The sequence below is a fragment of the Paenibacillus harenae DSM 16969 genome, from assembly GCF_000422465.1.
Lineage (GTDB): Bacteria > Bacillota > Bacilli > Paenibacillales > Paenibacillaceae > Pristimantibacillus > Pristimantibacillus harenae.
Genome location: NZ_KE383843.1, coordinates 398,569 through 415,692, shown reverse-complemented (window position 1 = coordinate 415,692; position 17,124 = coordinate 398,569). Strand labels below are relative to the sequence as shown.

Annotated in this window: 10 protein-coding genes; 8 read left to right on the top strand and 2 right to left on the bottom strand. The window is 53.0% G+C overall.

All coding sequences use genetic code 11. The features are described 5' to 3' along the window. Positions 1 to 135 precede the first annotated feature (135 nt). Together H581_RS0121290 and H581_RS0121285 are read left to right on the top strand one after the other, a co-directional pair. Positions 136 to 2,343, top strand: coding sequence for a methyl-accepting chemotaxis protein (locus H581_RS0121290; RefSeq protein ID WP_169507536.1), 2,208 nt, complete (start codon positions 136 to 138; stop codon positions 2,341 to 2,343). 198 nt (positions 2,344 to 2,541) lie between these two features. After that, positions 2,542 to 4,575: a peptidoglycan D,D-transpeptidase FtsI family protein gene (locus H581_RS0121285; protein ID WP_028611768.1), complete on the top strand. Its 2,034-nt coding sequence runs from the start codon at positions 2,542 to 2,544 to the stop codon at positions 4,573 to 4,575. A 158-nt stretch (positions 4,576 to 4,733) separates the two neighbouring features. Here the strand turns inward: H581_RS0121285 and ytvI are convergent, their stop codons facing one another. Continuing rightward, positions 4,734 to 5,873 (bottom strand): sporulation integral membrane protein YtvI, encoded by a 1,140-nt coding sequence (gene ytvI / locus H581_RS0121280; RefSeq protein WP_028611767.1) that lies wholly within the window; start codon positions 5,871 to 5,873, stop codon positions 4,734 to 4,736. Positions 5,874 to 6,040: 167 nt separating this feature from the next. Here ytvI and H581_RS34930 point away from each other — a divergent pair, with 167 nt between their 5' ends. Both H581_RS34930 and pelA read left to right on the top strand, forming a co-directional pair. Next, positions 6,041 to 7,444 carry a polysaccharide deacetylase family protein gene (locus H581_RS34930; protein WP_051251176.1) on the top strand — a complete coding sequence of 468 codons (1,404 nt, stop codon included), beginning with the start codon at positions 6,041 to 6,043 and terminating at the stop codon, positions 7,442 to 7,444. A 258-nt stretch (positions 7,445 to 7,702) separates the two neighbouring features. Further along, positions 7,703 to 11,650 (top strand): pectate lyase, encoded by a 3,948-nt coding sequence (pelA, locus tag H581_RS37360; RefSeq protein ID WP_084134710.1) that lies wholly within the window; start codon positions 7,703 to 7,705, stop codon positions 11,648 to 11,650. A 141-nt stretch (positions 11,651 to 11,791) separates the two neighbouring features. On the opposite strand, the gene ilvD is transcribed toward pelA, so the two are convergent. After that, the gene (ilvD, locus tag H581_RS0121260) at positions 11,792 to 13,477 is read right to left on the bottom strand and encodes a dihydroxy-acid dehydratase (RefSeq protein ID WP_028611766.1); all 1,686 of its coding nucleotides are present in this window, start codon (positions 13,475 to 13,477) and stop codon (positions 11,792 to 11,794) included. Positions 13,478 to 13,723: 246 nt separating this feature from the next. Between ilvD and H581_RS0121255 the strand changes: the two genes are divergently transcribed. From H581_RS0121255 to H581_RS0121240, 4 genes are all read left to right on the top strand, one after another. Further along, a complete protein-coding gene (locus H581_RS0121255; protein ID WP_028611765.1) occupies positions 13,724 to 14,428 on the top strand; it encodes a response regulator transcription factor in 705 nt (234 codons plus the stop codon). Then, positions 14,406 to 15,527, top strand: a complete 1,122-nt coding sequence (locus H581_RS0121250) for a sensor histidine kinase (protein WP_245600110.1) — start codon at positions 14,406 to 14,408, stop codon at positions 15,525 to 15,527. The genes H581_RS0121255 and H581_RS0121250 overlap by 23 nt, the downstream gene beginning before the upstream one ends. 89 nt (positions 15,528 to 15,616) lie before the next feature. Then, positions 15,617 to 16,585: a D-alanyl-D-alanine carboxypeptidase family protein gene (locus H581_RS34920; RefSeq protein WP_051251174.1), complete on the top strand. Its 969-nt coding sequence runs from the start codon at positions 15,617 to 15,619 to the stop codon at positions 16,583 to 16,585. 188 nt (positions 16,586 to 16,773) lie between these two features. Continuing rightward, positions 16,774 to 17,079, top strand: a complete 306-nt coding sequence (locus H581_RS0121240) for an urease subunit gamma (protein ID WP_028611763.1) — start codon at positions 16,774 to 16,776, stop codon at positions 17,077 to 17,079. Positions 17,080 to 17,124: the final 45 nt, after the last annotated feature.

The window sequence follows — 17,124 nt, the reverse complement described above, 5'->3', positions numbered from 1 at the left end:
TTTGTCTTCAGTATTATGAATTGATCAGCGACTGCCGATATTAAATAATAGATCGAAAATACATATTTCGGCAAGATTCGCTAGCAGCCAATGGACCTAATTAGACTTACAATATTAAAGGCGGTGTCTTTCCCTATGAAAAAGGAAGAAGAGAAAAAAGAGAAAAATTCGAAGCAGGAAGAGAACGAATCTACATCGAACGCAACGGGCAAAGATCGTTCCGAGCTTGCGATGAAAGCGCAATCAAGCTTGAAGGCATTATCGAAAGCAACGAAGGAGGCCATGAAAGAAACGAAGCTGTCCAATCCGATCAAGTCTGTCGGAATGAAGCTGTTTCTCATTATTTTTTGCAGCATTATCGCATGCGTATTGACAGTAGGACTAATGGCTTATTCGAAATCCAAGCAAATCATAGAAAACAAGGTGTCGGACGCCAGCTTTCAGACCGTTAATCAGGTCGCGAGCAACTTGGACGTTATTTTTAAAACGTACGAGGACTTGACGCTTCAAATTCTAATTGACAAGGATTTCCACGAAACCGTTCGATTGATGATGGACGGCGGCGACGATTACAGCAAATTTGAAGCGTCCCGCAAGCTGGGCGATAAAATGCAAAGCTACATCATGGGAAACAACTCCATAAGCGGACTTATTCTGCTGCCGATCAATCCTGCCTTAACCCCGGTCACAGCCGGATCCGCCAACGCGAGCAGCGCGGACAAGCTGATGCAGTCGGAATGGTTCAAGGAAACGGTAGACTTGTCAGGCAAAACGAACTGGATCGCACCTCAGCCTGAAGGACTTGCCGGACAGTCGGATGTAAAAACGATAGGGATAAGCCGGCTTCTAAAGGATACGACGTCGAATGAAGCCTCCTATGTATTGCTGTTGGAGGTTGCGCTAGGGACGGTGACCAATCGTTACGGCGATGTCGTTCTCGGCAAGGACAGCGAAATGTCGATCTTGGACGCAAGCGGCAATTATATCGCTTCCCCTGATCTGTCGCTGATCGGCAAGCCGTCCAAAGTCAGCTTGCCAACGGAAGGCGATGAAGCGCGGCACGGTGCCGCAACGGTCAGCTCAACGGATGGAATGGATGTTCTGGCGGCATACAAAACATTCGAGGCCATGGACTGGAAGCTGGTCGGAACCATACCGGTGAAGGAGCTTGTCCGGGATGCGAAGGCTATCCAGACGCTCACCTGGATTACGGTAGCCGTGGCGGCCCTGCTTGCCATTGCAATCGGATTGCTGGTTATCCTTATGATTGCGCATCCGCTTGTGAAGCTCAGAAACCTCATGAACGAAGGCTCCCGGGGCAACCTGACCGTTCGTTCGTCGATGAACAAGCGCCGGGATGAGATCGGCGAGCTGGGTCAAAGCTTTAATCTGATGATGGCGCAAATTACGGATCTCGCCGTGCAGACGACGCGTTCCGCTGAGGATGTTCTATTAACGGCGACGGACCTGAGCGAAGCATCCCGCAAGACGGCTATTTCGGCCAAAGAGATCGCGGTCGCGACAGAGGAGATCGCAGGCGGGGCAACCAGCTTGGCGGTTGAAGCGGAGAAGGGGAATGACCTGACTGCAAATATCGACGTTCAAATGAAAAAGGTAATCGACGCGAATCAACAAATGGTGCGTTCTGCCACAGAGGTTGAGAAGGCCAGCGAGCAGGGTACTGCGTATATGGGCGTTCTCATCGAGAAAACGGGCATGACGGAGGAAATGACGCGTTCGATGGTTGAGAAAGTCGATGCGCTCAAGGAAAGCACCGGCTCGATCGTTAAGATTTTGGACGTGCTTAATAACTTAACGAAGCAAACGAACATTTTATCCTTGAACGCAACGATCGAGGCGGCACGCGCTGGCGCTGCGGGCAAGGGCTTCATGGTAGTCGCGGATGAAATTCGCAAGCTTGCCGACCAGTCGCGTCAATCCATTGACGTCGTCGGTCAAATTACCGAAAAAATTAGAGGCGAAATTGATGAAACGGTTCATGTGCTGTCGGATGCTTACCCGTTATTCCAAGAGCAGATTGGTTCGGTCAAGGAAGCGAATCAAATTTTCTTGAGCGTGCAAGGCCAAATGGGTCATTTCGCGGAGAAGCTTAATCTCGTAACGGATTCCATCAGCCAGCTCGATCAGTCGCAATTGGTATTGGCGGAAGCGATGACCAACGTCAGCGCGGTTGCGGAAGAATCGTCGGCTACGTCCGAGGAAGTAGCGTCTCTCAGCTCCGAGCAGCTCAGCATCAGCGACGGCATGGTGCGGCTGTCCGAGAAATTGGACGCGGTATCGCGCGAGCTGAAAGACTCGCTCTCTCAGTTTAAAATTAGCTGATTCATTAGGGAAAAGCGTAAGGCATCATCTATACCTTTATCGGGCTGTTCAGTCAATTAGACTGAACGGCTCTTTTTTATTCCTTGCAGGAGGAAAAGGTTTGAACGGCCGTTGGTGAAGGAAATAATGGTGAGTGAAGCTGCTCGCAAGCTTTAACTTCCGAATGCGACAGACAGCAGGTAAAGGAGCTCCGAAGAGATGGGAAGCGGCATGTTCAAACGAATATGGTTCGCGGCGCTCTTAATCAGCGCCGTGATGGTGGTTTATATAGGGCGGCTTGCCTGGCTGCAGCTCATGCCCGGCAGCCTGTCGGCGCCGGTCTACAAGAGCGTCTCCAATCGGGCCAGCTGGCAGCGGATGTCGGTTATCCAGCGTCAGCGGCAATTAATATTGGATTCCGGTCGAGGCGATTTCTATGACCGGAATGGGCTTGCGATTACGGGCGAAACGTATTCGGCCGTTGCTTTTTTTCCCGTACGCGCCAATGCCCGGGGAACGGAAGAGGATATGGCTAAGCTTAGCCGGCTGCTGGGCGTGTCGAGGGAGCATTTGCAGCTTTTATGGGACGCGGTGAAGGAGCCGGTATTTTGGATGAAGGACGGGGAACGGCTTCCGATGCGATTGAGCGTATCGCAGGCGGAGGAGATTAAAGCACTTAAGCTGAACGGCGTCCGCGTACTGCCTTACCGCAACCGTTATTTGCCGCAATTCGAACCAAAGCATGCGATCGGCTTTACGAGCCAGCATCCGGAGTGGCTGCAGCACATTCACGCGGAAGAGCTCGCAGACGGCAAACGAAATCTGACGGATCAAGTAGGCGGGTCAGGGCTCGAGAGGTCGCTCGAGCAGTTGCTGCACGGCGCCGGCGCTACGTCGGTATCGTATTTTATCGATGGGCGCAACGCGCCGGTTCAAGGGCTGGATACGCGGATTACACAGCCGCGCAATCCCTATTATCCGCTTAAGGTGATAACGACGATCGATTTAGCCCTTCAAAACGAGATCGAAGCTTATGCCGACGCGCAAGGGCTTAAGGAGGGAGCGATTGTCGTGCTTGACGCGAAGAGCGCCGATATCGTCGCTATGGTTTCCCGGCCGAAGCTGAAGCCAGGCGGGTTCGAGACCTCGGACGGGACGGAGTGGGCGAACCATGCGATCAAGGCGGTCGCGCCCGGCTCGATTTTTAAGCTGGTGACGGAGGCGGCCGCTCTGGAAGCGGGCGTAACGGATAAGCGCGACACCTTCTACTGCGATGGGGAATACGGCAAATACGGTTTGTCCTGCTGGAAGGAAGGCGGCCACGGGCTGCTTACTCTGGAGGAGGGGCTGGCGCAATCCTGCAACATCGCCTTCGCAACGATAGCCGAACGTTTGAAGCCGTCCGAGCTTCAGCGCACCGCCGATGCGCTGGGCATCGGACGGAGAGCCGGCTGGCACCGGGACAAGCCCTTTGGACCGTTTGAAGACCCTCTGCGGCTGCTGGCTGAGGAGGAGAGCGGACAGCTGTTCGCGGCGCCATCGGCGATGAAGACGGCCGGCGGGAGCGGGGAGCGAGGCGATGATCGCGCTGATGGAAAGCAAACCGTGTTAAGCGAGGAGAAGAGCGGAGGCAATGGGGAGGCGGGAAATGCCGACGGAGAGCATAGTGAGATAGGTGACGCGCAAAGCGGGAAGCGGGAATCGTTAAAGAGGGCGGCTGCGGAACGGGCGGCCGCGCTTGCTGCCGTTGACGGCGGCGTGCTCGCGCAAAGCGGAATCGGGCAGCGTGATGTAAGAATGACGCCGCTTCAGGCGGCTAATTTGATTGTAACGCTGCTGAACGGGGGGCGCGTATTGGAGCCGCGCCTCGTCAGTGAAATCCGCTATGCCAATGGCCAGCGGATGGCGAAGCTGCCCGCGCAGCGCGCGCAAGGGCAAGTTGGCCGGATCAGGCCGGCCACCGCCCATGCGCTGCTGCGCGGCATGGAGGCGGTCGTCGACCACGGAACCGGTCGGTCGATCCGCCAAGGGCTGTGGGCGGTTGCCGGGAAATCCGGCACCGCCGAAACGACGCGGGCCGGAATCGCCCGCAACCATCAATGGTTTGCGGGCTACGGCCCGGCCAAGTCGCCTCGCTACGCTGTCGCCGTGCTTGTGGAGAACAAGCCGCCTGGCAGCGCCAATCAGGCGACGAAGCTGTTCCGCGGCATTATGGATATCGCCGCGAACATGACAAAGCCGTCTGAACGCTAGCTCAGACGGCTTTGACGGCTTCGATATCCAATGCGTTTTTTACAGCAGAAAGGTAATGCGGCCCGAACCTATTGCGAGCTGCGCAGCAAACTTACTTTCGAAGACTTGATCTGCTGACTGCGAGCCGATCTCTAACGCAGCGCAGTTTAGTAAATGGCCTACTCCCGTTTCTTAAGATTGTCGACGAAGCTCTCGCTATCAGGCGGTATGTCAAACTCGCCTTGCGGCGTGCGGATCCAGCGGTGGAAGTAACCTTGGTCGTAAAGCGCCTTAAGGAGAATCATAAGAATCGGCGACAAGATGACGCCGGCAACGCCGAACAGCGACAGCGATACGATCATGAAGGCGAGCATCGTAAAGGCGGATACGCCCAAGGAGTCGCCCGTAATTTTCGGTTCGAGAATTTGCCGCGTAAGCACGACGACAAGAAAGAGGGCGGACAGCCAGATCGCCAGCGAAATTTTGCCGACGATAATTAAGTAAATGATCCACGGGATGAAGACCGTGCCGACTCCGAGCAGCGGCAAAATATCGAAAATCGCGGAGACGACCGCAATAACGAAGGCATTTTTCACCCCTAAAAAAATAAGCGCAATCAAAATCACGATAAACGTAATGCTGATCATTTTGGCCTGTGCTTTTATATAAAGCGCGATGCCTTTGAATACGTTATTCCGCAGAAAGAAAAAGGCGTTTTTGAATGTATTCGGCGTTTTGTCCTCCGCGGTCTGTTTCCATGTCGTAATTTCGATGCTTAAGAAATAAGCTAATATAATGCCGACGATAAAATTGAAAATAAAGGTCGAGAACGAAGACACGTAACCAATGATATTCGTGAGAACCGTCTCGCCGACGTTAACCAACCAGGAGGACGCTCCTTTAATGATTTCCTGAGAGCGTTCAACGACGTTAAAGTCTTCCGGCAGCGCGCCCAGCCTAAGCTGTATTTCCTCCGTGATATTGGCGATTTGGATCGCGAGCATTTCCTGATATTTCGGGAAGTTATCGACCAATTCCGTTCCCTGCTTCGTGAGCAAATAGGCAACGCCGGAGAAGGCGGCAAGAATGACGATGGTAAAGACAAGAATGGATATGCCCGATGCGATCGATTTCTTCATGCCCCATTTGTTTAACCGCCTGGCCAAAGGCTCTATGCACAAAAAAATGAGAAATGAATAAAAGATAGGAGTGGCAATGCTGTACAAGTAACTGAAGCAATACATGATTAAGTATACGGTAAGTGCAATAAGCGCGATGTCAAAAGCGGTACGCCAATATTTTTTGTAAAATGGCAGCATGTTCAAACTCCTTCTTTTTTTCAAAATCATATTTCCATAAAGATTGTACTATAGTTTTTAAAATGATGCCTATTTTTTATCGCATTATGCTACAATTAAAGCTATCGTTGTTGTTTTGTACCGCTATCCATTCGTCGACAAAAACATATAATGGTGGGGAAAACAAAATGGAAAAATTATTGCTCTGGGGTTTATACGTTGCCACCTTCTATGCGTTTCTGCCAGGCCTCATTAGCCGTACGTTCGGCTTTCGCGTATTCAAGAAAGGGCGCGTAGAGAAAGAGATCGCTCTCACCTTCGATGACGGCCCGGATCAGGAGTATACGCCTCAGCTGCTTGATTTGCTCGCTCGCTATCAAGCGAAAGCGACTTTTTTTGTTGTGGGCTCTCATGCCGAGGGGCAGGAGAAGATATTGCAGCGGATGAAGGACGAAGGACATATTATCGGTATTCATAATTATGTTCATAAATCGAATTGGCTTATGCGTCCCGGGTCGGTAAAGAAACAAATTGACCGTACCGCCGATATCATCGAGAAGGCAACGGGCGAGCGTTCGACTTATTATCGTCCGCCTTGGGGAATCGTAAACGTGTTTGATTACGCGAACCTGGGTCATTTACAAATTATTTTATGGTCGGCCATGTTCGGAGATTGGCGAATTCGAGTAGGTGCGCAACGGCTTAAGAAGCGAATGATGAAGAAGCTCAAGCCTGGAGCCGTCGTGCTCCTCCACGATTGCGGCATGACCTTCGGAGCGGACAAGGATGCGCCCCGCAATATGCTGATCGCATTGGAGGCTTATCTAGAGGAAGGAACGCGCCGCGGATACCGTTTCGTCGGCATCGGCGAGATGATCAAGCTGACGGACGCCGCAAGGATGGCTCACACTTCCCTGTGGAAGCGGGTCCTGATCTCGCTCTGGCTGCTGTGGGAGAAGGCCTTCCATTTCGCATTCCGGTTAAAAACGGTCGGTGACGCGCAAGATGCCGCATTCCATTACCGCGTAACAACCTACAATGGAGATGCGGTTGAGCTTTCCGAAGGCGTGCGCGTCGTGAAGGGCGACCGGATCGCGGAGCTTCATTTCGATAACAGGAAGCTGTCTTCGATTGCCGCGACCTCGAAATCGCCTGTCGCGACCGGCATTCGTATGCTCCGCGAAGTAGAACAGGCGCTGCCGCTGCTCGCGGATCAGCTGGCTGACGATGCGGACGCCAAAGATATTAAAGCGGTATACGGCGTGACGATGATTCACCGGGGCGCGGACCGGCTCGGATTTAAGATACATGAGCTTCCGGAAGGCTTGTTCGCAAAGTCGACTCGAGTGTATCTGCGCATTCTCATACGGGTGTTGACGAAGAAGCAGATCACGGCGAAGAGCAGCAAGAGAAGAGATTCAATCTCGCCCCGTATGCTGTTCATGCCGGTTGAGACGATTCGCAGCTATGCGACCAAGCAGCTGAGCAAGATGCAGGAGGAAGCTGAACGAATCAGCGACGCCGTAGAACGAACAATAAGCGCGGCAGCCGACGAAGCTGCGCAACTTGGTACGAAAACAACAGCCATTTGAAGCCCGTCGTTTCATGCTATCATCTTATAATAGTAAAGGGGCTGTCCCGTAAGGTCATTGATCTTACGGGACAGCCTTTGTCTTGGATTAAATTATTTTCTCTACGCGGCCAATCTTCCTCTCACAAGATGATCATCATCCCATTTTGATAATCATTAGATCAGGTATACCTTGGAAAAACTGCGTCTTCTGTAATTCGTATGCTGTGATTGTTTGCGTAATTGACAGCGCTTTCATATAATTGGGGTGTTATTTCGCATGACACACATTATGTTGGAAGGGGAAATGATGATGAAACGTACCAAACGGGTAAACAAGTTTGTGGCCTTACTGTTGTCTTCGGTGATGGCAGTAGCGCTCTTCGGTTCGGCTTGGCCAAGCGCCCTGCATGCGGAGGAGACGGCTTCCGGAAAGCAAGTCGTAAGCGAAAACTTCAATGCCCAAATAACCGGAGAAGCGCCCGCCGGGTTTGCGGTTTCAGAAGGAGGCGGTACCGTTCGTACCGCGGAGCTGCCGGATTCCTCAAACAAAAGTGTGTATTTGGAAGATACGAGTACTTCAACGAATGTGGCATTAAGCAAATCGTTTGAACCGCTCGCCGGCGCGGTCACGATAGGAATGAAGTTTATGATGCCGGCATACGCCGGATCTACGAAGGTAATCAGGTTGAAAGGCAATGGCAAAGCGGCGGTTATTTTGGAAACGAAGTCCGACGGCGTCACGTATCGCCATGCGGGCGATACCTACGAGCAGTTGATTCCGGTAACGGCGAATCAATGGATGGATCTAAAAATCATAGCGGATACGGATGGCGACACGGCGAGTGTTTATGTGGACGGCGAATTGAAAATCGAGAATGCTCCTTTCTATGATGCGGCCGACCGAATCGATTTTCTTGAAACTTTCACACCGAACGGCAGCACAAGCAGCCACTATGTGGATGACCTAGTTGTTACGGGCACCGCATATGTAGAACCGGGAACCGGCGACGGCGGAGATGACGGGCACGAGACAGCGCCGCCGGTCGACGGAATTTATGAAGCGGAGGATGCTGCAGGCTCCGGCACGATTGTCGATAACAAGCATTTTGGCTTCACCGGCACCGGCTTCGTCGATTTTAACCCGAATGCGCCAGGCGGTTGGATCGAATGGACCGTCGATGTGCCGACAGCGGGCGAATATACGCTTGCTTTCCGTTATGCATCCGGTGCCGCGGAAGACCGTCCGGCTGAAATCAAAGTAAACGGAAACGTCGTTGCGCCGCAGCTGAGCTTTCCTTCTACAGGAGATTTTGCCGTATGGAGTACCGTGTCCGCGAGAGCGTCATTGAACGCCGGCAGCAACGTGATTCGTGCGACAGCTGTGAGCTCGAGCGGCGGAGGAAATATCGACCATCTCCGAATTCACAATCAATCGGACACGGAAGAACCGGCCCCTGTTGTCCTGGAAGAGGTCGAGGTGTCAGATATTATAGGCGGCTTGCTGATGAAAAAGCTGAAAACGTTGGGCATGCTGACTTCCGGGCAAGCGGCGGATCAACCGATTGCCCGCATAGCATTTATGTCGCTTTTGAACGACGCGCTCGGTTATGTTCATCAGGATACGTTCAAAAATCTGGATCAAGCAGCTTCTGTATGGGAAAAATCACTGGATGAATGGGATGCGTATGTGCTGGAATCCGCAAAGGAAGCCGGTTATATCGACGCCGGAGGGGACGGATTGATACATCCGGAGGAGCCGCTTTTACGTGCGGATGCGGCGAATATGATTGCCAAAGCTCTCGATTTGATCCCGGAATCGGCGAACGGCAACAGCGGAATCGGAGCGGTTGTCCGGGAAGGGTACATGTCCGCAAAAGGCGGTTTCGACAAGAACAATTTTGTCACGATTACGGAAGCGATGGAAATCGTCGCGGCTGTATCTTCCGATGCGGAGGGTCCTGAAGAGATCCGCATCGTCGGCGTACACGCGGTGGCCAGCAACGTCGTTGCGGTCACCTTGAACAGCCGGCTTGTAGATGTCGATTACAAAGATATCGTGCTCAGCAGGTCAACCGGAACCTGGAAATCGCTTAACCCCGCATTTAAAAATCTGACGCTGAAGAAAGCCGCGGCGGGCACGAACCGTTTCGGCAACACAGTCATCTTTTTTGAGACAATGGAGGTGTTTGGCGAGGACGCAACAATTGTGAACGAGACGGCAGCCGGCGGTTTAACCGGAGACTTGAGTGACGCCGTCGTGAAGGCTGAAAACCTCGTATCGTGGCAAATGGATCATGGCGGGTGGACGAAAGCGATGCCTTATGACAGAGCCTGGAACGGGGTTGAAAAGAAATCGTCGCAGCTTGGTTTGGATGGCGTAACGGAGATCGGCACCATCGATAATAACGCGACGATTAACGAACTGCGGTTTATATCGCAAGTTTACCGCGCATCCGGAGATGAAAAGTTCAAAGCGAGCGTACGCAAAGGCATCGGCTTCCTGCTGGCGATGCAGTACGAGACAGGCGGCTGGCCGCAGGTATACCCGCAGCGCGGCGGCTATTCCGATTATGTGACGTTTAACGATAACGCGATGATTAACGTATTGGATTTAATCGATGACATCGCCAGCAAGCGTTATCCGTTCGACACGGATTTAATCGATGCCGAGACGATTGCCTTGCTGGAGCTGGCAAGAGAGAAAGGCGTTGCGTATATTTTAAAGTCGCAGATCGAAGTTGACGGTCAATTAACGGCCTGGTGCGCGCAGCACGATCCGATCACTTACGAGCCAATGCTTGCCCGGGCTTACGAGCATCCTTCCATTTCCGGCTCGGAATCGGTTGGTATCGTTCGCTATTTGATGTCCTATCCGAATCAAACCGCAGAAATCAAGCGGTCGATTGAGAGCGCATTGCAATGGTTTGATGAAGTGAAGCTGGAAGGCATCCGGTATGTGAGCGCGGATCCGAACGGCATCTATTTCGTCCAAGACCCAAGCGCCGTATCCTGGTACCGATTCTATGAAATCGGCACGAATAAGGGGATATTCTCCGGACGCGACGGAATGATCAAATACAATATTCAAGAAATTGAGCAAGAACGCAGAGACGGATACTCATGGGGCGGAAGCTACGCCAAGAGACTGCTTGAAATGATGAAGTCTACCGGTTATTATTCAAACCGCGCATATGCAAATGTTGCGGCTGCAAATTCCAAGGATGCTGCAGGAAGAAGTCTGGCTCCAGGAGAGCTGAAGGCGGTTAAGGATATGATAAGGCAAATAAGCGCGCTGCCAAGCCAATTGACCGTAGCGCAAGACGGAACGGGCGATTATTCGGACATTCAAGCGGCTATAGACGCTGTACAAGCAAATAACACGGAACGGGTCGAAATTTTTATTAAGAAAGGCATCTATAAACAAGTCGTTACGGTACCCGTTAATAAACCCTTCATCTCCATGATTGGAGAAAGCGCCGAAGATACTGTCGTTACTTATGACAACTATGCGGGAAGGGAGCGTCCGACCGGCGGTACTTACGGTACCAGCGGCAGTGCCAGTATGTTCGTGAACGGAAGCGATTTTATAGCGAAGAATCTTACGATCGAGAATTCATTCGACGAAGCTTCCGTAAACGTGAGCGGTAAGCAAGCGGTGGCACTGAATGTCCGCGGCGATCGCCAGCGATTCGAGAACGTCCGCTTCATCGGGAATCAGGATACGCTGCTTACGAACGGCGGAACCCAGTACTTCTACCGGTGTTATATTGAAGGCGATGTCGATTTTATCTTCGGCGGCTCGCGGGCGGTATTCGAAGAATGCGCGATCCATTCGCTTGATCGCGGTTCTCTATCCAATAACGGCTACATTACGGCGGCAAGCACAATGATTACGGAGCCTTACGGTTACCTGTTCCTAAACAGCAAGCTGACGAGCAATGCAGCCGCCGGCACTGTCTGGTTGGGCCGTCCGTGGCATCCGGGCGGCAATCCGGATGCAATCGCAAGCGTCGTGTATATGAACTGCGAGATGGGCGCCCACATCAACCCGATCGGCTGGACCGACATGTCAGGCTTCTCTGCGGCGGATGCCCGGTTTTATGAATACAACAGCAGCGGCCCCGGCGCCGCCGATACGGACACGCGCCGTCAGTTGACGGATGAGCAAGCGGAATCGTGGACGGTCGAAAACGTGCTGAAAGGTTGGAACCCAAATCAAGAGTAGATATATGAACGGCGGGCTTGATTATGCAAAGGTGTTATAAAAAAACCATAATTTGCTCAAGCAAGCAGCCAACGATCAAAAAAAAAATGGCGGTGCAGGATTAATCCTGAACCGCCATTTTTTTGTGTTTCGTTTGGTTCACTACATCTTCATGACGCCGCCGGTGCTGGCGGATGTGACAAGGTGCGCGTAGCGGGCCAGGTAGCCGCGCTTGATTTTGAGCTCGAAGCCTTTCCATTCGGAGCGGCGTTTCTCGAACTCCTCGTCGCTGATCAGCAGATCCATCGTACGGTTATTCATATCGATCTCAATGATGTCGCCGTCCTGCACGAAGGCAATCGGTCCGCCTTCGGCCGCTTCGGGAGAGACGTGGCCGATGCTGATGCCGCGGGATGCGCCGGAGAAGCGGCCGTCCGTAATCAGGGCAACCTTCGCTCCGAGACCCATACCGACGATTTGCGACGTAGGCGCCAGCATTTCCGGCATGCCCGGTCCGCCGCGAGGTCCTTCGTAACGAATGACCACGACATCGCCTTCCTTGATTTTGCCGCCTGCGATTCCTGCTAGCGCATCGTCTTGGGAATCGAAGCAGATGGCAGGTCCTTTGTGGTAGCCGCCAACCGATTTGTCGACGGCGCCGGTTTTGATAATCGCGCCGTTAGGGGCCAGATTGCCGAACAGGACAGCCAAGCCGCCTCGCTCCGTATGCGGATTGTCAAGCGTGTGGATAACGTCCGTATCCGCAATTTCGCAGCCGGCTACGTTCTCGCGAAGCGTCTTGCCGGTAACGGTCAAGCAGTCGCCGTGGAGCGCGCCATCCTTCTTGAACAGCTCGTTCAGAACGGCGCTAACGCCGCCTGCGTTATGAACATCCTCGATATGGTAATCGGAAGCCGGAGCGATCTTCGCAAGATGCGGCACGCGTTCCGCCACTTCGTTAATGCGTTCAATCGGGTATTCGATGCCGGCTTCATGAGCGATCGCCAGCGTGTGAAGAACGGTATTGGTCGAACCGCCCATCGCCATGTCAAGCGCGAACGCGTTGTCGATCGCATCTTTCGTTACGATATCGCGCGGTTTGATGCCGAGATCGATAATTTTCATCAGCTGGCGCGCAGCTTCCTTAACGAATTCTTTGCGCTCAGGCGCTACGGCAAGGATGGTACCGTTGCCCGGCAATGCAAGTCCAAGGCCTTCCGCCAGGCAGTTCATCGAGTTGGCCGTGAACATGCCGGAGCAGGAGCCGCAGGTTGGGCAGCCGAACTGCTCAAGCTCCTGCAGCTGCTCGTCGTTGATCTTGCCGGCTTGGTGAGCGCCGACGCCTTCGAATACGCTGGACAGCGAGATCGAACGGCCGTCGGATGTTTTACCCGCTTTCATCGGTCCGCCGCTGACGAGCATCGTCGGGATATTGACGCGGAGCGCGCCCATGATCATGCCCGGCGTAATTTTGTCGCAGTTCGGAATGCAGACCATTCCGTCGAACCAGTGCGCGTTTACTACGGTTTCAATCGAATCGGCAATGATCTCGCGGCTTGCAAGAGAGTAACGCATGCCGATATGGCCCATCGCAATTCCGTCGTCGACGCCGATGGTGTTGAATTCGAAAGGCACGCCGCCCGCCTCGCGAATCGCTTCCTTCACCAGCTTGCCGAACTCCTGAAGGTGAACGTGGCCCGGAATAATATCAATATACGAGTTACAAACCGCGATAAAAGGCTTGCCGAAGTCTTCCTCTTTCACGCCTGCGGCACGCAGCAAGCTGCGATGCGGTGCGCGGTCGAAACCTTTTTTGATCATGTCTGAACGCATTCTTTTGGCCGCCATGTAAGTGCCCCCTATAAGCTTAGTAAAATTTCAATACCTTCAATTTTATCACATCGGACAAGCGTTGGCTACAATGCCGGGGCTGGGAAGGCGTGGGTCCGGCCGGATCTGCCGGCAATCTTTAAAAAAATATTAAGAAACACTTAAACATTGTGAAATTCCGCTGAGGGACGGGACATTCCGTCCCCGACTCATGTATAGTAAGCTGAGCGGACACACTGAGTGTAACGAGGAGGCGAAGCCGTCTTGGACAGACGAATATTAATCGTAGACGACGAACGGGAAATTGCCGATCTGATTGAAATATATTTGAAGAATGAAGGTTTTGTAACCGAGAAGGCGCATGACGGCGAGCAAGCGCTGTCAGCGTATGAGAGAAACCCTCATGACCTGGTTATTCTGGACATCATGATGCCGAAGCTGGACGGGCTGGAGGTGTGCCGCAGATTGAGGCGCGATCAGTCCGTGCCGATCCTGATGCTCAGCGCGAAAGCGGAGGATATGGATAAAATTATGGGTTTAATGACCGGCGCCGACGACTATATGATCAAGCCGTTTAATCCGCTGGAGCTGGTCGCGCGCGTACGGTCGCTGCTGCGGCGTTCCTACCAATATGCGGCTCAGCCCGATAACAACGGCGGCGCGCGGTCGGAGAGGGAGCTGCGCCTTGGGCCGCTCCGGATCGATAAGCTCAGCCATACGGCGGAGGCGGACGGCAAGCCGCTCCATTTAACCTCGACGGAATTTGGCATTCTGCACCTGCTGGCCGGACATCCGGGAAGGGTGTTCAGCGCGGAGGACATTTTCCAGCAGGTGTGGAAGGAAAAATATTTTGACTCGAACAATACGGTAATGGTTCATATCAGCAAGCTGCGCGATAAGCTGGAGAAGGAGCTCGGCGATAAAATGATCGTTACGGTATGGGGGGTTGGCTACAAAATTGAAGGATAATATCGCATTGCGCCTGCTCAGCCGGACGCTGTTCCATATGGCCGCGAGTTTGCTGCTGGCCGCAGTCACCGTATCCGTTCTCCTCTTGTCCGCAGATTCGATACTGCGAGTATTCGGCATATTTGGCATCCGCTTCTTGATTCGCGGCATTGTCAAGGGTATGGGAGAGGATATTTTTTTATTCGGGTTGGGCTTATTTTTGTCCTTTGTGTACTTTTGCATCATGCAGTGGAGATTTTTCAGCTACTTTGCGGGCATGAATACGATTGTAAGCGGCATGGCGGAAGGGCGGTTCGATTTTGATTATAAAATAAAAGTTCACAAAAGCAATCCATTCGGCGATATGGCCGGCCATATCAACCGATTGGCGGGCAGGCTGCATTTCGCGCTGGAGGAGGAGCGGAAGGCCGAACAAACAAAAAACGAACTGATTACAAATGTGTCGCATGATTTACGAACGCCGCTTACGTCTGTGCTCGGTTATCTCGGATTAATCGAACAGGACAGGTACCGTGACGAGGTGGAGCTGCGTCATTACGTTCAAATCGCTTATGACAAATCGCAGCGGCTAAACGTGCTCATCAATGATTTGTTCGAATATACGAGGATGAGGCATGACACGGCCGCGACGAAGGAAACCACCTTCAATCTTGTTGAAATGCTGGGCCAGCTGCTCGTTCAATTCCATCTGCCGCTACAGGAGGCGGGCATGGAAAGCAAGCTGATTGCCGATGAAACGGCGGTGACGGTCAAGGGCGATCCGGCGAAGCTCGTGCGGGTATTCGAGAACTTGATTGCGAATGCGATGGCGTACGGCAGGGAGGGCAAGCGCGTTGTAGTGACGGTTCAACTGGAAGGCAGCGACGTGGTTGTGGGGGTTATTAATTACGGCGAACCGATTCCGGCTATCGATCTGCCGCACATATTCGACCGGTTCTACCGCGTGGATAAGTCCCGTACGCAGTGGTCGGGCGGTTCGGGGCTCGGGCTTGCGATATCCAAAGGCATCGTGGAGAAGCATGGCGGCACGATTGCGGTTACCAGCGATTTGGACCGGACCGCGTTTCGGGTGACGATTCCGGCCGTTCAATCATCTTAAGACTTTCTTATGGTTTGGTTACGATCTCCTTAAGCTGCAGCTTCTATACTTAATCGTATGAAGCGAAAGTGAAAGGGGATTTTTTTTAGATGATGACGCGTACTTATAAAAGAGAGAGCGGCCGTACGATAAAATTTCTGCTAATTGCCGCGGGGGTACTGGCAAGCCTCGCTTACCTCGCCTCCTTAAAGGATCGGCCGGCGGTATCCGAGCTTGTGCTCGAATCCAAAGCCGCGATTCTGCTGGATATCGGGACGGGAGAGGTGCTCTACGAGAAAAATGCCGATGAAGCGATGCCCCCGGCGAGCATGTCGAAGTTGATGACGGAGCTTATTGTTCTGGACTTGGCAAGCAAAGGGGAGCTTCCCTGGAACGAGCAGGTCGTCACGAGCCGCTATGCGGCGGACGTACCCGGCTCGCAGATCGGCTTCGCGGCAGGGGAAGTCTACTCGGTACGGGAGCTGTTCGAGGCGATGGCCGTGCATTCCGCAAACGATGCGGCGGTTGCGTTAGCCGAACATATCGGCGGCAGCGAGAGGGCCTTCGTAGCGCTGATGAACGAGCGAGCGGCTAAGCTTGGTCTATCGGAAGCGTCGGTATTCGGCAACTCAACGGGGCTGAATCGCGGGGATCTGCTGCCGTATGAGGAAGCCTCCTCCGGGCTTGATACGGTATTGACCGCGAAGGATACGGCGACTCTTGCCGCCTATCTGCTGAAGAAGTATCCCGAGGTGCTGGAGGTATCCAGCCGTGCAAGCGTGAAGCTGGACAGCTCCGCGAAGAAGCTGCAGACGACGAATTTGATGCTGGCCGGAAAGTCCTATGCCTATCCGGGGAATGACGGGTTAAAGACCGGGTATACGGAGCAGGCGGGCTATTGCTTCACGGGAACGGCGAAGCAGGACGGCCGCCGCCTCGTATCGGTCGTCATGGGCGCCGATTCGTCCGGACAGCGGTTTGTTGAGACGGGTAAGCTGTTCCATTACGGCTTCCATACGAACGGGCTGGAGGGATTGATCTCGAATATACAGAGTAAGCTGGGCATACAGACTGGATAATTTTCCATATATCAGGAACACTATAATAGACGAAAGTTTGTGTCATATTTATGTCAGTCCTAGGGCGAACACGATAGTTTGCTCTAGTTTTTTGTATTTAATGTCATGAAATATAACATGAAATCATTTACTAACGATAATTTGCTGTCTATAATAGTAGATATTACGGTGAAAAAAGAGGTGGAAACATGCAGTTGACCGAACGCGAGAAAGAAAAGCTGCTCATCACGATCGCTGCGGATTTGGCGAGAAGGCGGATGAATCGCGGCGTTAAGCTGAATTATCCGGAAAGCGTCGCTCTCATCACCTCAGAGATTATGGAAGGCGCCCGCGAAGGGCAGACCGTTGCTCAGCTCATGGAATACGGAACGCAAATATTGAAGCGGGAGCAGGTTATGCCCGGCATTCCCGAGATGATTCACGAGGTGCAGGTGGAGGCGACTTTCCCGGACGGGACAAAGCTTGTCACCGTCCATAACCCGATAGCGGGTTAATGAAAGCGCAAGCAGGCGCAGGAGGACAGGAGGCGTAAGGCGGAT

Coding starts and splice junctions, on each gene's coding strand:
- H581_RS34920 (WP_051251174.1), top strand. CDS start 15,617: ATGATGACGCGTACTTATAAAAGAGAGAGCGGCCGTACGATAAAATTT.
- H581_RS0121285 (WP_028611768.1), top strand. CDS start 2,542: ATGGGAAGCGGCATGTTCAAACGAATATGGTTCGCGGCGCTCTTAATC.
- ytvI (WP_028611767.1), bottom strand. CDS start 5,873: ATGCTGCCATTTTACAAAAAATATTGGCGTACCGCTTTTGACATCGCG.
- ilvD (WP_028611766.1), bottom strand. CDS start 13,477: ATGGCGGCCAAAAGAATGCGTTCAGACATGATCAAAAAAGGTTTCGAC.
- pelA (WP_084134710.1), top strand. CDS start 7,703: ATGACACACATTATGTTGGAAGGGGAAATGATGATGAAACGTACCAAA.
- H581_RS0121240 (WP_028611763.1), top strand. CDS start 16,774: ATGCAGTTGACCGAACGCGAGAAAGAAAAGCTGCTCATCACGATCGCT.
- H581_RS34930 (WP_051251176.1), top strand. CDS start 6,041: ATGGAAAAATTATTGCTCTGGGGTTTATACGTTGCCACCTTCTATGCG.
- H581_RS0121290 (WP_169507536.1), top strand. CDS start 136: ATGAAAAAGGAAGAAGAGAAAAAAGAGAAAAATTCGAAGCAGGAAGAG.